This window comes from Mesorhizobium sp. CNPSo 4689 (assembly GCF_057784325.1).
Window position 1 is genome coordinate 13,100 of sequence record NZ_JBWLUZ010000036.1, and the last position, 14,155, is coordinate 27,254.

A 14,155-nucleotide genomic window follows, 5' to 3' on the forward strand; every position below is an offset into this window, starting at 1 on the left:
CGGTTATGGCGTGACCCGTAGCTGTGCGAATATCCATTGGCGCTGCCGCCTGTCAACGCCGCCCGGGTGGGTCTGAAAGAGAGGATTCTCCGTCTTCGGGCGGCCGCCCGGGGCACCGCTCGATCACGCTATTGCTGGCATGAAAAGACCTCGAGAAAGCCGGTTTTCCGGGCTTTTCGCGGTTGCAGGGGACGATGCGTCAGCCCTGATCTAGGCGCTTGAATCGGTTTACTTTTCGCTGGCCGGGCGCGCTCCGCGCCGGGCTTTTCAACCTGACTTTTTTTGGGTGTATTTTCGTGGCGGCTCTTTCGGCGTGCTTCGCCGCCGGGGGAGCTTGCGTTGCCACTGCCGTGAAGCCTCTGCTCTCGCTCGCCGGAAACAGGAATGGCGGGCCGCAGCCCGCCATTTCCAACAGTGTCCCGTGCGACGAGCGTTCAGTTGGCGCCGCCGAGCTTCTTGGTCATGGCGCAGAAGTCGTTGTGCTCCTTGGCGGTTCCCTCGTCGCTGCATTCCTTCGACATGCTGGTGCGGTCTTCCTCGCTCATGGCCATCCAGGCCGCCTTGAAATCGGCTTCCGGCTTCATGGTCTTCATGCCGCTATCCGTGAAGAAGGGAGTCATCTTCTCCGGGTTGTCGAGCGCTCCTGGCCAGCGCCGCGCCGCTCACCATCGAAGGCGCCACCGCGCCCGCGCGATGTTGGGGGAGGCGCAAACAGCAGCCTCTCACGTCACTAAACGATGCGCGGGGGCAAACGGCAGCCAGCTTAAATGCGGCAACGCCGGCCCGATGGCGGGTGGTCGTCCCCTGAAGATGTGGTGATGAACGAAAATCGAGGCAAATCCTTAGGAAATAGTTAGCGTATTCATGATTGCTTGAATGCGCTATGCGGATGCTTCTGAATATTTTTTTGGACTTTGTCTCCCACTGCCTGCGTCGCGGCGCCGAGGCGGGCGGCAACGTCGCCGTCGTTTTCGCGCTGACTTTGCCCGTCGTCGTCGGCGGGGCAGGTCTCGGCGTGGAGACGTCCTACTGGTACTATTCGAGCCTGAAGCTGCAGGCGACGGCGGACGCCGCCGCCTATGCCGGTGCGCTCGAGAAGATCGCGGGATCCGACACCGCGGCGATCACGACGGCCGCCGCCCAATCGGCCACCTCGAACGGACTAGGCACCGGCACCATCGTCGTCCACACGCCGCCCACCTCGGGGCCGAACACGGCCAACAAGGCGGTCGAGGTGATCCTCAACCAGAACCTTGACCGGATATTCACCTCGATCTTCGTTCAGGGGCAGGTTCCCGAAAAGGCGAGGGCGGTGGCGCTCATCACCGATGGCGCCTATGCCTGCAACATAGCGCTCAATGCGTCGGCCTCGCAGGCGGTGCTCTTTTCCGGCAACACCAGCCCCAAGCAGACCGGCTGCGTCACCATGTCGAATTCGATCGCCAGCGATGCCATCAAGCTTCAGGGCTCGGCGACCCTCGAGACTGACTGCCTGATATCGGTTGGCGGCGTTTCGCTTGGCAACACACCCACGATGGTCTGCAAGGCCCCGATTACCCAGGCCTTGCCTGCGGCCGATCCTTACGCCAGCCTGCCGACACCCACGGTCTCGAACCCGTGCAAGAACGTCAACGGCAACAAAACCTCACAAACGCTCCAGCCTGGCACCTATTGCAGCGGCATGAGCCTCAACGGCAACGTCACGCTTTCTCCGGGTGTCTATGTCGTGGAGGGCAGTTTGAAGGTCAACGCCAACGCGATCGTCTCCGGAACCGGCGTGACCATCTTCATGTCCGGCAGCAACACCGTCAGCATGAACGGCAATGCCACGGTGACGCTGAGCGCGCCGACCTCGGGCGCCTATTCCGGCGTGCTGTTTTACGGCGACAGGACGGGGACCGCGGCGCAGAGCACCTTCAACGGCACCGCGAACTCGCTTTTGACCGGGGCCATCTATTTCCCCAGGCAGCAGGTCAACTATCTCGGCAATTTCTCGGGCATTAATGGCTGCACCCAGGTGGTTGCGGACACGATCCAGTGGTCCGGCAGCACGACCATCAAGCAGGACTGCACCAGTCTTGGGATGAAGAATATTCCGGCCGCCCAAGCCGTGCGGATCGTCGAGTAGCGGCATGGGGCCATTCGCGATCCGCTTCCGCAAGAACCGCTCCGGCGCCGCCGCGGTGGAATTCGCGCTCGTGCTGCCGGTGCTGTGCACCGCGCTCTTCGGCATCGCTGACGGCTGGTCCTACGTCACCAGTTCGCTGGCGATGCGGGCCGGCGTGAAGACGGCGGCGAACCTGGTGATGGCCGGCGCCACCGACGACAACGCCATCCAGGCCGCGGCGGTGGCAAGCTGGGAAAAGAAACCGGACGATGCGGCGGTCACGGTTACCCGCAGCTACAAGTGCGGAACGACCGTGGTCACTTCGACGACCACCTGCGCAGGCCCGAAGGTGTCTTCGGTCTTCGTCCAGATCCAGGCGTCGGGCACCTGGGTTCCGCCTTTCACCTTCGGCGTCTTCCCGGGCAACAGCGCGATTTCCCATCAGCAGGTGGTCCGTGTCCGCTAAACAGAGAGCCAGGGCGTTTGCCGGCGATGCCTCGGGCGGCGCCGCTTTCGAATTCGCGCTGATCGCGCCTTTCCTGATCATGCTCCTGTTCGGCATCTTCGCCTTCGGCTGGTCGATGAACAACATGTCCAGCGCGCGCTACGCGCTCGAGGCGTCCGCGCGCTCCCTGCAGCTCAACAACACTATGACCGAGTCCCAGATCCAGGCGATCGCGAAACAGAAGCTTGAGGCGCTCGGCCTAAAGAACGTCAGCGTCACGATCACCACCGATCCGGCGAGCGGCGGCTTCAAGATGGCGCATGTCAACGCCAGCTATGCCTTCGTCATCGACTTTCCCTATTTCGACCAGTACCCCATAAATTACACGACAACCGTGGCCGTGCCGCTGGTTGCCTCGTAGGAGGCGCGAGGCGGCCAGTTTTTGCCGGCTTCAGTCGCCATCGCCGGAAGAGGCCTTGCCACATTCGGCCAGCACCTTGCCGATGGCGGCGCTCGAGCCGCGAAGCGGAAAGCTGTTCTCGCCATGTTTGTCCGAGACGACGGCCACTTCGCCTTTGGCGCGCAACAGGGTCAGCAACGGGTCGGCACTGTCCATCTGCACGGTGAAGTAATTGTACATTGCCTCGAGTTCGAGCGTCTTGATCACGGCCTTGCCGCCGGCCCTGAACACGAACGAAGCGCTGATGCCGGGTTCCAGCTGCTCGCCGGTGGGGCCTAGATCGTAGCTCAGCGTCGGCTTGCCAAAACAGGTCAGCATCAGATGCGCATCGGCCTTCGGTCCGCCGCACACCGAGGCCGTCAGCACACTGCCGCCCTCGTCTTCCTCCATCTTCTCCGTCCAGCCGCAAGGTGCTGCAAGCACCGGCAGGGTGGCCACGACGGAGCCAGCCACGATGAGTATCGCCAATCCGCTTCGCATGATCCCCCTCCCAAGCCATCGAGGCTCCGCAGGCATTAGGGACCATACAGAATAACTGATGGCGTGGCATTATTTGCAAGGAGATTGGCGAAAGCGGCGGAGCGCTCAAATCTCCCTCACGAGGGGGGAGATCACTCGCTCCTCTGCCTTCGCCACCTCATGGACTTCGCCGGAATACAACCCATATTGAATCCATGGAGCTTTGAGCGTGACCTTCGCGCGGGTGGCCCTTCTTGCCGCGGCTTTCGTCGCCGCCGCATTCCTTTCTCCCTTGCCATCGGCCGGGAGCGGGAAAGTCGCGCTGAGCGTCGCGATCGACGGTGCCATTGGGCCGGCAAGCACAAGACAGCTCGAGGAAGCGCTTGATGTCGCCGCCAGGCGGGATGCCGAAGTCCTTATCCTTCAGCTCGACACACCTGGCGGGCTGGTCACTTCGATGCGCGAGATGATCGCCGACATCCTGGCTTCGCCGGTGCCCGTCATCGGCTATGTCGCGCCGGCGGGCGGCCATGCGGCAAGTGCCGGCACCTATATCCTCTATGCCACCCATGTGGCGGCGATGGCGCCCGGAACCAATCTGGGTGCCGCGACACCGGTAGAGATGGGCGGGCTGCCGTCGCTGCCGGGCGGCGACAAAGAGAAGGACGACAAGAGCACCGGGCCGCCGGCCGCCGACGCGATGACGACCAAGGTGACCAATGACGCGGTTGCCCTGATCCGCTCGCTCGCCGAACTGCGCGGGCGCAATGGCGACTGGGGCGAAAAGGCCGTGCGCGAAGCGGCCAGCCTGTCGGCCAACGGAGCATTGCAGGAGCGTGTCATCGACTTCGTCGCCCGCGATACGACCGAGCTGCTGCAACTGTCGGATGGGCGCACCGTCGAGGCGGCCGGCGCCAAAAAAACACTGGCGACGAAAGGGCTGCCGGTCGAGACGCTGGAGCCCGGCTGGTTCATCCGGCTTCTCTCCGTCATCACCGACCCGAATGTCGCCGTCATCCTGATGCTGGTCGGCATCTACGGCATCGTCTTCGAGTTCACCAGCCCCGGAGCGGTGGCGCCCGGCGTGGTCGGCACCATCTGCCTCGTGCTCGGGCTCTACGCGCTCAATCTCCTGCCGATCAACTATGCCGGCCTTGCCCTGATGCTGCTCGGCATTGCCTTCCTTGCCGTCGAGGCCTTCAATCCCACCGTGGTGCTTGGGCTGGGTGGCGTGAGCGCCTTTCTGCTTGGCGCCGCCATGCTGCTCAAGGTCGAGGGTCCCGGCTTCGAGATGTCATGGGCGGTCATCGGCGCCGCCGCCGCCTTGACGCTTGGCCTGGCGCTGCTCACCGGCAGCTATCTGTGGGCGGCGCGCCGGAGCCTGCCGCGTGTCGGCGGCGAGGCCATGCGCGGCCAGCCCGCTAAGATCCTCGACTGGCAAGGCGGCGAGGGCCATGTGCTGGCTTTAGGAGAGCGCTGGCGGGCGAAGGCTGACGAACACGTCGCACCGGGCGACAGCGTCGAGGTGATCGGTGTCAGCGACCTCGTGTTGACGGTGCGGCGCCGCGATGCGGGACAGAATGGAGCAAGACAATGATGGTTGGTTATGTGGCCTATCTGGTACTCGCTCTGGTCGTGGTCATGTTCCTATCCGCGGCCATCCGCATTCTCAGGGAGTATGAGCGCGGCGTGGTCTTCACGCTCGGCCGCTTCACCGGGGTCAAGGGGCCTGGCCTCATCATCCTCGTTCCCTTCATCCAGCAGATGGTGCGGGTCGACCTGCGTGTCGTGGTCCAGGACGTGCCGCCTCAGGATGTCATCTCGCGCGACAATGTTTCGGTGAAGGTCAACGCCGTGCTCTATTTCCGCATCGTCGATGCCGAGCGGGCGATCATCCAGGTCGAGGACTTCATGGCCGCCACCAACCAACTGGCGCAGACCACGCTGCGCTCTGTGCTCGGCAAGCACGAGCTCGACGAGATGCTGGCCGAGCGCGACAAGCTCAACAACGACGTCCAGGAGATTCTCGACCAGCGCACCGATGCCTGGGGCATCAAGGTCTCAAATGTCGAGATCAAGCATGTCGACCTGAACGAGAGCATGGTCCGCGCCATCGCCAAGCAGGCCGAGGCCGAGCGGCTGCGCCGCGCCAAGGTGATCAATGCCGATGGCGAGCAGCAGGCGGCGGCAAAGCTGGTCGAGGCTGGCCGGATGCTGGCGGCCGAGCCGCAAGCCATGCAACTGCGCTATTTCGAAGCCCTGCACGACATTGCCGGCGAGCGCTCGTCCACGGTGGTGTTCCCGCTGCCGGTGGACCTGCTCAGCCAATTCCTGAAGCAGGGTGGGGCAAAGTAGTGAAGATTGGGGAAGGCCAAGACGGCAGCCGATCTTCCCCTCTTGCGGGGAGATCGGCAGCTCCACCGCCTCTAGATCAACTTCTCCAGCGTGATCGGCAAATCCCGCACCCTCTTGCCCGTGGCGTGGAACACCGCATTGGCGATCGCCGGAGCCACGCCGACGATGGCCAACTCACCGACGCCCTTGCCGCCGAGCACTGACGAATGCAGGTCGGGGATGCCGACCGAGATCACCTCGATATCCGGAATGTCGGCATTGGTCGGCACCAGATAGTCGGCGAGGTTGTTGTTGACGATTCGGCCGTGGCGGCGGTCGACGATGCCTTCTTCGAGCAGCGCCTGGCCGATGCCCATGATGATGCCGCCCTTCCACTGGCTTTCCGCCAGCTTCGGATTGTAGAGCCGGCCCGAATCCAGCGCCGACACCACGCGTGATACCCTGACCGTGCCGAAATCCTCGTCGACGCGCACCTCGATGAAATGCGCGCACCAGCTATGCCGGGAATAGTCGCCATCGGTGTGCGTCAGCGGCGTGGCGATGGTGGTGTAGGCCTTGTAGCGATCCTCGGTCGTCGAATTGGCCGGCATGGTGTCGCCCTTGGCTTCGATCTGATCAGCCCCGACGCTGGCCAGCAGCTCGGCGATCGAAACCTCCGGTCCGTCGCCGCGCGGCGATGAAACACGGCCGCCCGCCACCACCAGCGTGTTGGCCTGCAGCGCATGGAAGGGCGAGCGCGGATCGGAGATCGCCAGACCGACCAGCTGGTCGAGTGCTGCACCGGCCGCCTTGTGCACGGCGCCGGTCATGATGCCGGCCAGCCTCGAGCCGCCGGTGACGCCGGCGCGGGCAAAGCGCGAGTCGCCGAGCTTGACCACGACATTGTCCGCCGGCACGCCGAGCGTCTCGGCCGCCGTCTGCGCCAGGATCGTGTAGGTGCCCTGGCCCATGTCGATCGACGAGCTTTCGACCTCGACCGTACCGTCGGCGAGGATGCGCACCAGAGCCTCGCCATAGGCGCGCCGCACCGGATAGGTGCCGGCGGCGACACCCCAGCCGATCAGCTGGTTGCCGTCGCGCATCGAGCGCGGGGCAGGGCTGCGCCTGGCCCAGCCGAAGGCCTCGGCGCCGGCAGCGAAGGCCTCACGCAACTGCCTTGTCGACCAGGCCTTCCTGGCATGCGGATCCTGCTCGGCATAGTTCCTGAGCCGGATCTCCAGCGGATCGATGCCGACCTCATAGGCGAGCTCGTCGATGGCGCTTTCGATGCCGAAGGCGCTCGGGTTCTCGCCCGGCGCGCGCATCGCGCCCGGCACCACCGAATTGACCCGCACGACATTCTGCTTCGAAGAAAAATTCGGCGTCGCGTACATGATCGAGGTGACCGATCCAAGCGGCTCGACCCACATGCCGCCCATCGAGGTTTCGTTGACGCCGCGATGCACGATCGACTGGATCTTGCCGTCGCGGTCGGCGCCGAGCGTCACCGTCTGCCGCGTCGCCGCCCGGCCGCCATAGCCGGTGAAGGTCTGCGGCCGGCTCATCACAAGCCGCACCGGCCGTCCGAGCATTTTCGCGGCACTGGCCGCCACCGCGCCATGCGAAAGTGCCAGCGCCTTGGAGCCGAAGCCGCCGCCAATATAGGGCGAGACCAGCCGCACATTCTCGAACGGAATGGCGAACCATTCGGCATAGGTGCGCGCCATGCCGTCGAGCCACTGGCTCGGCTCCCACACGGTCAGCCGGTCGCCTTGCCAGGCGGCGATCAGCCCATGCGGCTCCATCGGCGCCTGGTATTCGCGCGGCGTATTATAGGCGGCGCAGATGCGCACCGGTGCCGCGGCGAAGGCGGCTTCGGCCTCGCCCCATTCCTTGGTCATCATGTCTATCGCAATGCCGTCGCCGGCCTTGGGATCGCTGAGGTCGGCGACGGCCGGTGCTTCGTCATAGCTGACCTTGACCAAAGCCGCCGCCGCGACCGCCTGCTCGAAACTTTCGGCAACCACGGCCGCGACATGCTGGCCGCTGAAGGCGATGTCGCGCGCCAGCGGGCAATAGGGCACATCCGGCGGCGGCGTGCCGAACCAGTCCGACGCTGTCTTCAGCGGCGGGATGGTGTCGGGCGTCAACACCAGAAGCACGCCGGGTGCACCTTCCGCCGCTGCGGTGTCGATCGCGCGCACCTTACCGGCGGGAACCGTGCTTTCCACCAGCACGGCATGCGCGAGGCCCTCGAGCTGCTGCTCGACCGCGTATTTCGCAGCACCGGTGATCTTGGCCGGACCGTCGACTCGCGACAGCCGCCCGCCGACCTGATCGGCGCTGCCGTCCGAAGCGTCGCCGTGCCGGGTTCTGAGGTCGTGAATGGTCATGCCATGGCTCCCGTCTTGAGGATGGCGCGGGCGACGACGCGCGGCGCCAGTTCGATCTTGTAGTGGTTGGCGCCATGGTCGACGGCGCCCTCGACGGCGAGCAGGCTGGCGCGACGGACCGCGTCCTCTTCCAGCACCTTGCCTTTGAGCGCTTCTTCCACGGCCCGCGCCCGCCACGGTTTGGTGGCGACGCCGCCGAGCGCGACGCGCAGGTCCCGGATGGTGCGGCCGTCAGCTTCGAGTTCGATGCCGACGGCGGCGCTGGCCGCGGCGAACTCATAGGACTGGCGGTCGCGGACCTTGAGATAGGTCGAACGCCGCGCCGCGGCCGATGCCGGAATGCTGATCGCGGTGATCATCTCGCCGGGTTGGATCGCGTGCTCCCGCTCCGGCGTGGTCCCGGGAAGGAGAAAAAAGTCGTCGACGGAGAGCTGGCGCTCACCGAGATGGACGGTCGCATCGAAGGCGACGAGCGCCACCGCGAGATCGCCGGGATACATGGCGATGCAGGCCTCGCTGGTGCCGAGCACGGCATGGCCGCGGGTTACGCCGCCGATCGCCGAGCAGCCGCTGCCGGGCTCCCGCTTGTTGCAGGCGGAGAAATTGGCCGGGTCGCGGAAATAGGGGCAGCGCGTGCGCTGCATTAGATTGCCGCCGATGCTCGCCATGTTGCGGATCTGCGCCGAAGCCGCCTGCCACAGCGCCTCCGAGACGGCGGGGAAGCGGCTCTTGATGCCGTCATGGCCGGCGACCTGGCTCATTTTGGCCAGTGCCCCCAGCCTGGCGCCGTGCTCGCCGACCTCGATCGTGTCCAGCCCTTTGAGATGGCTGATATCGACCAGCGTATCGGGCTCGGCGACGCCGCATTTGGCGAGGTCGACCAGCGTCGTGCCGCCGGCAAGCAGCATGGCGCCGGGGAGCGCGGCCGCTTCACGCGCGGCAGCGGGCGAGGTGGCGCGAAGATAGGAAAAATCCCTCATGACTGCACCTCCAGGGCTGCCTGGCGCACGGCGGCGACGATGTGCGGATAGGCGCCGCAGCGGCAGAGATTGCCGGCCATGTATTCGCGGATTTCCTCGTCCGAGCCGGCATGGCCTTCACGGATGCAGGCCACCGCCGACATGATCTGGCCCGGCGTGCAATAGCCGCACTGGAAGGCGTCCTGTTGCAGGAAGGCGGCCTGCACGGCGTGCAGCGTGCCGTCGGCCTCGGCCAGCCCTTCGATGGTGGTGATCGAGCGGCCTTCGACTTGCGCGGCAAGAGTGAGGCAGGCAAGCACGCGCTCGCCGTCGACATGCACGGTGCAGGCGCCGCACTGGCCCTGGTCGCAGCCCTTCTTGGTGCCGGTCAGGTCGAGGCGGTCGCGCAGCGCATCGAGCAAAGTGACGCGCGGCTCGACTTCCAGTGAATGATCATGGCCGTTGATGGTGAGATGGATGGGGATGGTGGTTGGGCTTGTCATGGGGCGTCTGGCTCCAGTTGCTTGACGCTGAGGGGATTGATCTGGTGCCCTACCGGGGGACGGCAAGGGCGTCAGATGGCTAGGGGCGACTGCAATTGCTGGCAGCCGGCAGAGGCTGGCGATTGGCGAAAGCGGCGGAGAGCCAATCTCCCCCCTCGTGGGGGAGATCGGCAGATTCTCGGCCGCCCCTCTCCAGCGGGCAGGGGAAGTTCTGGCCTTCAAACTCTCAGCACGTGACATACCGGCCCCCCTGATTATATGATAAAGGTGCTCCACTAAAACGGAGGCGCCTCCGTTTATTACGTGGGGGCTGACCCGCCTGGGTTCAAGCCCCGAATTGCATGTGGAGATAAAATTGGCTCTAGAGCCGGCAGAAACCGTCGAGGACAAGGCACCCGCCGCTCAGCAAAAGCCGTTGCGCGCCGACGCGCAGCGCAATCGTGACCGACTGGTCGAAGTGGCTGCGGCGGCCTTCGCCCAAAATGGCGTCGACGCCTCGCTGGAGGAGATCGCCCGCCAGGCCGGCGTCGGCATCGGCACGCTCTACCGGCATTTCCCGACCCGCGAACATCTGGTCGAGGTGGTCTACCGCCGCGAGGTGGAGGGGCTCTGCCAAGCCGCCGACGAACTTGCGCTCCACCATCCGCCCGATGTCGCGCTCGAACAGTGGATGCAGCGCTTCGTCGACTACATCGCCACCAAGCGCGGGCTCTCGACCAGCCTGCGTATTCTGCTCACCACCAATTCCACCCTGTTCTCCGACATGTCGGGCCGGGTGACGCTCGCGCTCCGCCGATTGGTCGAGGCAGCGGTCGCCGACGGCTCGATCCGCGGCGACGTTGACGCCTCCGACGTGCTGCATGCGCTGGGCGGCATCTATTCCGCGCCCGACACCAAGGACTGGCGCGACCGCTCGCGCCGGCTGGTCAAGCTCTTGATGGATGGGTTGCGGTTCGGCGCGAAAGCGAGTTGAGGCGTCGAAGCTGCTTCGACAATCGGGCGTTGAATGCGCTTCGCTATCGTCCCAGCGGTTGCTTCGACAGCGAGACAAGTTCCGCCTCGTCGAGGATGCCGGCCATGTAGTTGGCAAGAATGCGCGACGCCAGCCCCTCGAGACGATCGGGCGAATCGCTTTCACGTTTCAGCCGTTCGAAGACCCGCGCCAGCAAAGCCAATTCGGACGGATCGAAAATGCCGGCATCCTGAGCTTTTCGGCGAATCGGCATGACGCCTCCCGTGCAGACGCTTTCGCAACGATTGCAACGCGCTCCGATGAAATTGCGGGTGCGTGGTTAAGAAAACATTAGCCATGCAAAAAGTTCCGCTGCGGTCCGAGTCGACTGCGGCGAGGGAGCGGCGGTCTCCTGGCAGACCCACCGCCGCACTTTCTGGTGATGGTGACTGGCCCTGGCGTCCGCAGTGCCTAGATAAGGCCTGCGCTGGGGCGCAACGTTGCGGAAGGACTTGGACATGCCTGAACAGATGACCCTGAATAGACCTGACCTGATTGCGCTGAACGACGGCGCCGCCATTCCCCAGCTTGGCCTCGGCGTGTGGCAGGTCGATCCGGCCATCACCGCTGAGGTGGTAGGCTGGGGGATCGAGGCCGGCTACAGGCTGATCGACACCGCCGAAGGTTACCAGAATGAGCAAGGGGTCGGGCAGGCGATCCGCAAGGCCGGCGTGCCGAGAGGCGAGCTGTTCATAACCTCGAAGCTGCGCAACGGCGCGCATCAGCGCGACACCGCGTTGCGGGCTTTCGACGAGACGATGGAGAAGCTCGGCATCGAGCAGCTCGACCTGTTCCTGATCCACTGGCCGGTGCCCAGCCAGGGCAAATATGTCGAGGCCTGGAAGACCTTGGTCGAACTCAGGCAGGCCGGCCGGATCAAATCGATCGGCGTTTCGAATTTCAACCAGGACCATCTGGAGCGCATCATCGGCGAGACCGGAGTGACCCCAGTCGTCAACCAGATCGAACTGCATCCTCGCTTCCAGCAGCGCGACGCCAGGGACTTTCCAGCCAGGCGCAACATCCGCATCGAAAGCTGGAGTCCGCTGGGCAGCGGCCGGTTGTTGAGCGATCCGACGCTTGCGGGCATTGCCAGAAAGCATGGCAAGTCGGTGGCGCAGGTCGTCATCCGGTGGCACCTGCAGGAAGGGCTGATCGTCATCCCGAAGTCGAACCACCAGGACCGCATCGCCGCCAACTTCGATGTCTTCGATTTCGAGCTGGACGCGAAAGACCTCGAGACGATCGGCGGCATGGATTCACCCGACGGCCGCAACGGGGCGAATCCCGCGACGGCCGCGTTTTTGTTCTGAGCTATGCTCTCCTTTCTCCCTTGTGGGAGGAGGGAGATCATCCCCCGTCGACCGTAAAGAACGCAAGCACGCCGGGCAGGCCGCTGGCTTCCATCTCACCATGCTCCTCGAACGTCAGGCCGGAGCCGACCACGAGATCGCGCACGGTTCGCGACGCGATGATCTCGCCCGGCCGCGCCCGGTCGAGCAGCCGCGATGAAAGGTCGATCGCGATGCCCGAAAAATCATTGCTACGCTCCTCGCATTCGCCAGTGTGGACTGCAGCGCGGACGTCGAGACCGGATTGCCTCAGGCGATGGCGGATCGCGATCGCACACTGGATCGACCGCGTCGGCCGCTGGAACACGGCGAGAAATCCGCTTGCCGAGCGCCTGATCTGCCTGCCTTCGGCAACCAGCAGTTCGGCCCGGATATCCTCGGCATGCCGCTCGATCGGATCCGCGCCGGCATCGGAGCCCTCGATCTCCACGGACAGCACCGACACCAGGACGCGTTCGCCCGGCGCCGCCGGCAAGGCGCCGGTGACGAAAGCCTGGATCTCGTCGACGAGGCGATCGGAATTCTCGCCCCACATCACGTGATCCCGGCCGGCAAGCTCGATGTATCTGGCGCCCTCGATATGCGTCGCCAGGTAGCGTCCTTCTTCCCGCTTTATCCAGCGGTCGCCGGCCGTCTGCACGATCAGCGTCGGAACATGAATGGCAGGCAGAATATCGCGAACGTCGATTTCGGTTCCCCAGCGCCAGAGCGCGATAGCGTCGGCGGGCGAGGCTGAATTCCTGAGATAGGCGGCGAACCATTCCCGCTCGAACGTGTCGCTCATCAGGCTGGGCGCCGCGTTGCTCATATCCGCCGCCGCTCCCCACTCTCTCTCGACGACCGCCAGATCTTCTTCCACCTGCTCGCTTGTCTTCGCCCACGGATAGCCTCTCGACCATCTGCCGCTGGCATAGGCTCCGTTGAGCACGAGTGCCGCCGTGCGCTCGGGATAGGTCGCCGCAAACAGCATGCACATCGGGCCGCCCTCGGAACTGCCGAACAGCACCGTGCGCTTCGAGCCGACCGCATCCAGCACCGCACGCACGTCCTCCATCCGCTCTTCCATCGTCGGCAGGCCGACATTGCGGTCGGACAGCCCGGTGCCGCGCTTGTCCATGCGGATCAGGCGCGAGAAAGTGCCAAGCCGCCGGAGGACATGCGAAAGCCGCGGCGAGGCCCAGGCAAGGTCGAGGTTGGAGACCCATCCAGGCACATAGATCAGGTCGATCGGCCCGTCGCCGGTCACCTGATAAGCGATGTTGATCCCGGCCGATTTGACATAGTGGGTCGGAGGGCGCATCGGCTCGCTCCCGAACGCCGGCCGTTCGCCGGCTCGGGCTGGCGACGCTGACGACGCCGGAGCGGCCGTGCGGGAGGTGGGTTGCGGCATCATGCGCCGCGTCCGCAGCTCTTCGTGGAGATGCCGGGTTTCCGGCTCGGGCTGCAGCTTGAGTTCGCGCTGCAGCGCATCGCGGCAATGCTCAAATTGCCTGAGCGCGAGATTGATCCGGCCCTGCGCCGCATAGGCTCGCATCAGGGCGCGGTGGATATCCTCCCTCAGGGGCTCCATGGCCAGCAGCCGCGTTGCAGCGCGCACGCATGAGGCAGGATCGTTCGTCGCGGAATAGTGCACGACGAGTTTGTCCAGCGCCGCGACGGCCATAGCCCGCAGGCGCTCTCGTTCGATCCGCAGCCAGTCCTCGAACGGCTCCGCCTTCAGGCCGAATCCATCGAGCAGGTCGCCGCGGTAGACGAGAAGCGCCTGTTCGAGGTCTTCAGGCGCCGAACTGGCGGCCAGCGCCTCGAACCGCGCGACGTCGAAATCAAGGCCATCGAGATGGAGGGCGATGTTGTCGCCGTCCGTCATGAAGCGCCCGCCGGACGCGTGCATGGCCTTCCTGACGGAAGACACTGCCTGGCGAAGGCTCATCCGGGCCTGGGTCTCGCTGTTGACGCCCCAGAGCAGCGTGGCGAGCTTCTCGCGTGATTGCGAATGCCCGGATTGCAGCGCGAGGTAAGCCACCATGGCGCGCGCCTTGCGGCTGAAGACCGGGACCGCGGCCCCGACACCGGCAAAGTCGAAACCACCCAGCAGATGAAGATGAGGCCCCGTCATTGGATTTCGCCCCAG

The 14,155-nt window shown here is 65.0% G+C and carries 14 protein-coding genes; 7 read left to right on the plus strand and 7 right to left on the minus strand.

Annotated features, from left to right (window positions below):
- Window positions 1-434: 434 nt before the first annotated feature.
- Complete coding sequence (locus tag AC04SI_RS28110; protein ID WP_404281355.1) at window positions 435-593, minus strand: hypothetical protein; 159 nt, start codon at window positions 591-593, stop codon at window positions 435-437.
- Between the two features lie 314 nt (window positions 594-907).
- Between AC04SI_RS28110 and AC04SI_RS28115 the strand changes: the two genes are divergently transcribed.
- Genes AC04SI_RS28115 through AC04SI_RS28125 form a run of 3 tightly spaced genes read left to right on the plus strand, consistent with a single transcriptional unit; the run spans window position 908 to window position 2,973 of the window.
- Window positions 908-2,128, plus strand: a complete 1,221-nt coding sequence (locus tag AC04SI_RS28115; RefSeq protein WP_404281354.1) for a pilus assembly protein TadG-related protein — start codon at window positions 908-910, stop codon at window positions 2,126-2,128.
- A 4-nt stretch (window positions 2,129-2,132) separates the two neighbouring features.
- On the plus strand, window positions 2,133-2,573 hold the full coding sequence (locus AC04SI_RS28120; RefSeq protein WP_404281353.1) for a TadE/TadG family type IV pilus assembly protein: 441 nt from the start codon (window positions 2,133-2,135) through the stop codon (window positions 2,571-2,573).
- Window positions 2,563-2,973 carry a TadE/TadG family type IV pilus assembly protein gene (locus AC04SI_RS28125; protein WP_404281352.1) on the plus strand — a complete coding sequence of 137 codons (411 nt, stop codon included), beginning with the start codon at window positions 2,563-2,565 and terminating at the stop codon, window positions 2,971-2,973. Before AC04SI_RS28120 ends, AC04SI_RS28125 begins: the two co-directional genes overlap by 11 nt.
- Window positions 2,974-3,003: 30 nt before the next feature.
- On the opposite strand, the gene AC04SI_RS28130 is transcribed toward AC04SI_RS28125, so the two are convergent.
- A complete protein-coding gene (locus tag AC04SI_RS28130; RefSeq protein WP_404281351.1) occupies window positions 3,004-3,492 on the minus strand; it encodes a hypothetical protein in 489 nt (162 codons plus the stop codon).
- A gap of 208 nt (window positions 3,493-3,700) precedes the next feature.
- Here AC04SI_RS28130 and AC04SI_RS28135 point away from each other — a divergent pair, with 208 nt between their 5' ends.
- Together AC04SI_RS28135 and AC04SI_RS28140 are read left to right on the plus strand one after the other, a co-directional pair.
- On the plus strand, window positions 3,701-5,068 hold the full coding sequence (locus tag AC04SI_RS28135; protein WP_488475317.1) for an NfeD family protein: 1,368 nt from the start codon (window positions 3,701-3,703) through the stop codon (window positions 5,066-5,068).
- Complete coding sequence (locus AC04SI_RS28140; protein ID WP_404281349.1) at window positions 5,065-5,826, plus strand: slipin family protein; 762 nt, start codon at window positions 5,065-5,067, stop codon at window positions 5,824-5,826. Before AC04SI_RS28135 ends, AC04SI_RS28140 begins: the two co-directional genes overlap by 4 nt.
- Window positions 5,827-5,897: 71 nt before the next feature.
- Here the strand turns inward: AC04SI_RS28140 and AC04SI_RS28145 are convergent, their stop codons facing one another.
- The 3 genes from AC04SI_RS28145 to AC04SI_RS28155 are packed head-to-tail and all read right to left on the minus strand — an operon-like array spanning window position 5,898 to window position 9,660.
- A complete protein-coding gene (locus AC04SI_RS28145) occupies window positions 5,898-8,198 on the minus strand; it encodes a xanthine dehydrogenase family protein molybdopterin-binding subunit (RefSeq protein ID WP_404281348.1) in 2,301 nt (766 codons plus the stop codon).
- The gene (locus AC04SI_RS28150; RefSeq protein ID WP_404281347.1) at window positions 8,195-9,178 is read right to left on the minus strand and encodes an FAD binding domain-containing protein; all 984 of its coding nucleotides are present in this window, start codon (window positions 9,176-9,178) and stop codon (window positions 8,195-8,197) included. Before AC04SI_RS28150 ends, AC04SI_RS28145 begins: the two co-directional genes overlap by 4 nt.
- Window positions 9,175-9,660, minus strand: coding sequence for a (2Fe-2S)-binding protein (locus tag AC04SI_RS28155; protein ID WP_404281346.1), 486 nt, complete (start codon window positions 9,658-9,660; stop codon window positions 9,175-9,177). The genes AC04SI_RS28150 and AC04SI_RS28155 overlap by 4 nt, the downstream gene beginning before the upstream one ends.
- A gap of 355 nt (window positions 9,661-10,015) precedes the next feature.
- On the opposite strand from AC04SI_RS28155, the gene AC04SI_RS28160 reads away from it, so the two are divergent.
- Window positions 10,016-10,633, plus strand: coding sequence for a TetR/AcrR family transcriptional regulator (locus tag AC04SI_RS28160; RefSeq protein WP_404281345.1), 618 nt, complete (start codon window positions 10,016-10,018; stop codon window positions 10,631-10,633).
- A 43-nt stretch (window positions 10,634-10,676) separates the two neighbouring features.
- Here the strand turns inward: AC04SI_RS28160 and AC04SI_RS28165 are convergent, their stop codons facing one another.
- Window positions 10,677-10,886, minus strand: a complete 210-nt coding sequence (locus tag AC04SI_RS28165; protein WP_404281344.1) for a hypothetical protein — start codon at window positions 10,884-10,886, stop codon at window positions 10,677-10,679.
- A 244-nt stretch (window positions 10,887-11,130) separates the two neighbouring features.
- On the opposite strand from AC04SI_RS28165, the gene AC04SI_RS28170 reads away from it, so the two are divergent.
- Window positions 11,131-11,985: an aldo/keto reductase gene (locus AC04SI_RS28170; RefSeq protein WP_404281343.1), complete on the plus strand. Its 855-nt coding sequence runs from the start codon at window positions 11,131-11,133 to the stop codon at window positions 11,983-11,985.
- Between the two features lie 37 nt (window positions 11,986-12,022).
- On the opposite strand, the gene AC04SI_RS28175 is transcribed toward AC04SI_RS28170, so the two are convergent.
- On the minus strand, window positions 12,023-14,140 hold the full coding sequence (locus tag AC04SI_RS28175; RefSeq protein ID WP_488475318.1) for an alpha/beta fold hydrolase: 2,118 nt from the start codon (window positions 14,138-14,140) through the stop codon (window positions 12,023-12,025).
- Window positions 14,141-14,155: the final 15 nt, after the last annotated feature.

Excerpts from the sequence above, each read along its gene's own strand:
- AC04SI_RS28155 (WP_404281346.1), bottom strand. The coding sequence starts at position 9,660 with ATGACAAGCCCAACCACCATCCCCATCCATCTCACCATCAACGGCCAT.
- AC04SI_RS28145 (WP_404281348.1), bottom strand. The coding sequence starts at position 8,198 with ATGACCATTCACGACCTCAGAACCCGGCACGGCGACGCTTCGGACGGC.
- AC04SI_RS28120 (WP_404281353.1), top strand. The coding sequence starts at position 2,133 with ATGGGGCCATTCGCGATCCGCTTCCGCAAGAACCGCTCCGGCGCCGCC.
- AC04SI_RS28110 (WP_404281355.1), bottom strand. The coding sequence starts at position 593 with ATGAAGACCATGAAGCCGGAAGCCGATTTCAAGGCGGCCTGGATGGCC.
- AC04SI_RS28140 (WP_404281349.1), top strand. The coding sequence starts at position 5,065 with ATGATGGTTGGTTATGTGGCCTATCTGGTACTCGCTCTGGTCGTGGTC.
- AC04SI_RS28130 (WP_404281351.1), bottom strand. The coding sequence starts at position 3,492 with ATGCGAAGCGGATTGGCGATACTCATCGTGGCTGGCTCCGTCGTGGCC.
- AC04SI_RS28170 (WP_404281343.1), top strand. The coding sequence starts at position 11,131 with ATGCCTGAACAGATGACCCTGAATAGACCTGACCTGATTGCGCTGAAC.
- AC04SI_RS28175 (WP_488475318.1), bottom strand. The coding sequence starts at position 14,140 with ATGACGGGGCCTCATCTTCATCTGCTGGGTGGTTTCGACTTTGCCGGT.
- AC04SI_RS28165 (WP_404281344.1), bottom strand. The coding sequence starts at position 10,886 with ATGCCGATTCGCCGAAAAGCTCAGGATGCCGGCATTTTCGATCCGTCC.
- AC04SI_RS28150 (WP_404281347.1), bottom strand. The coding sequence starts at position 9,178 with ATGAGGGATTTTTCCTATCTTCGCGCCACCTCGCCCGCTGCCGCGCGT.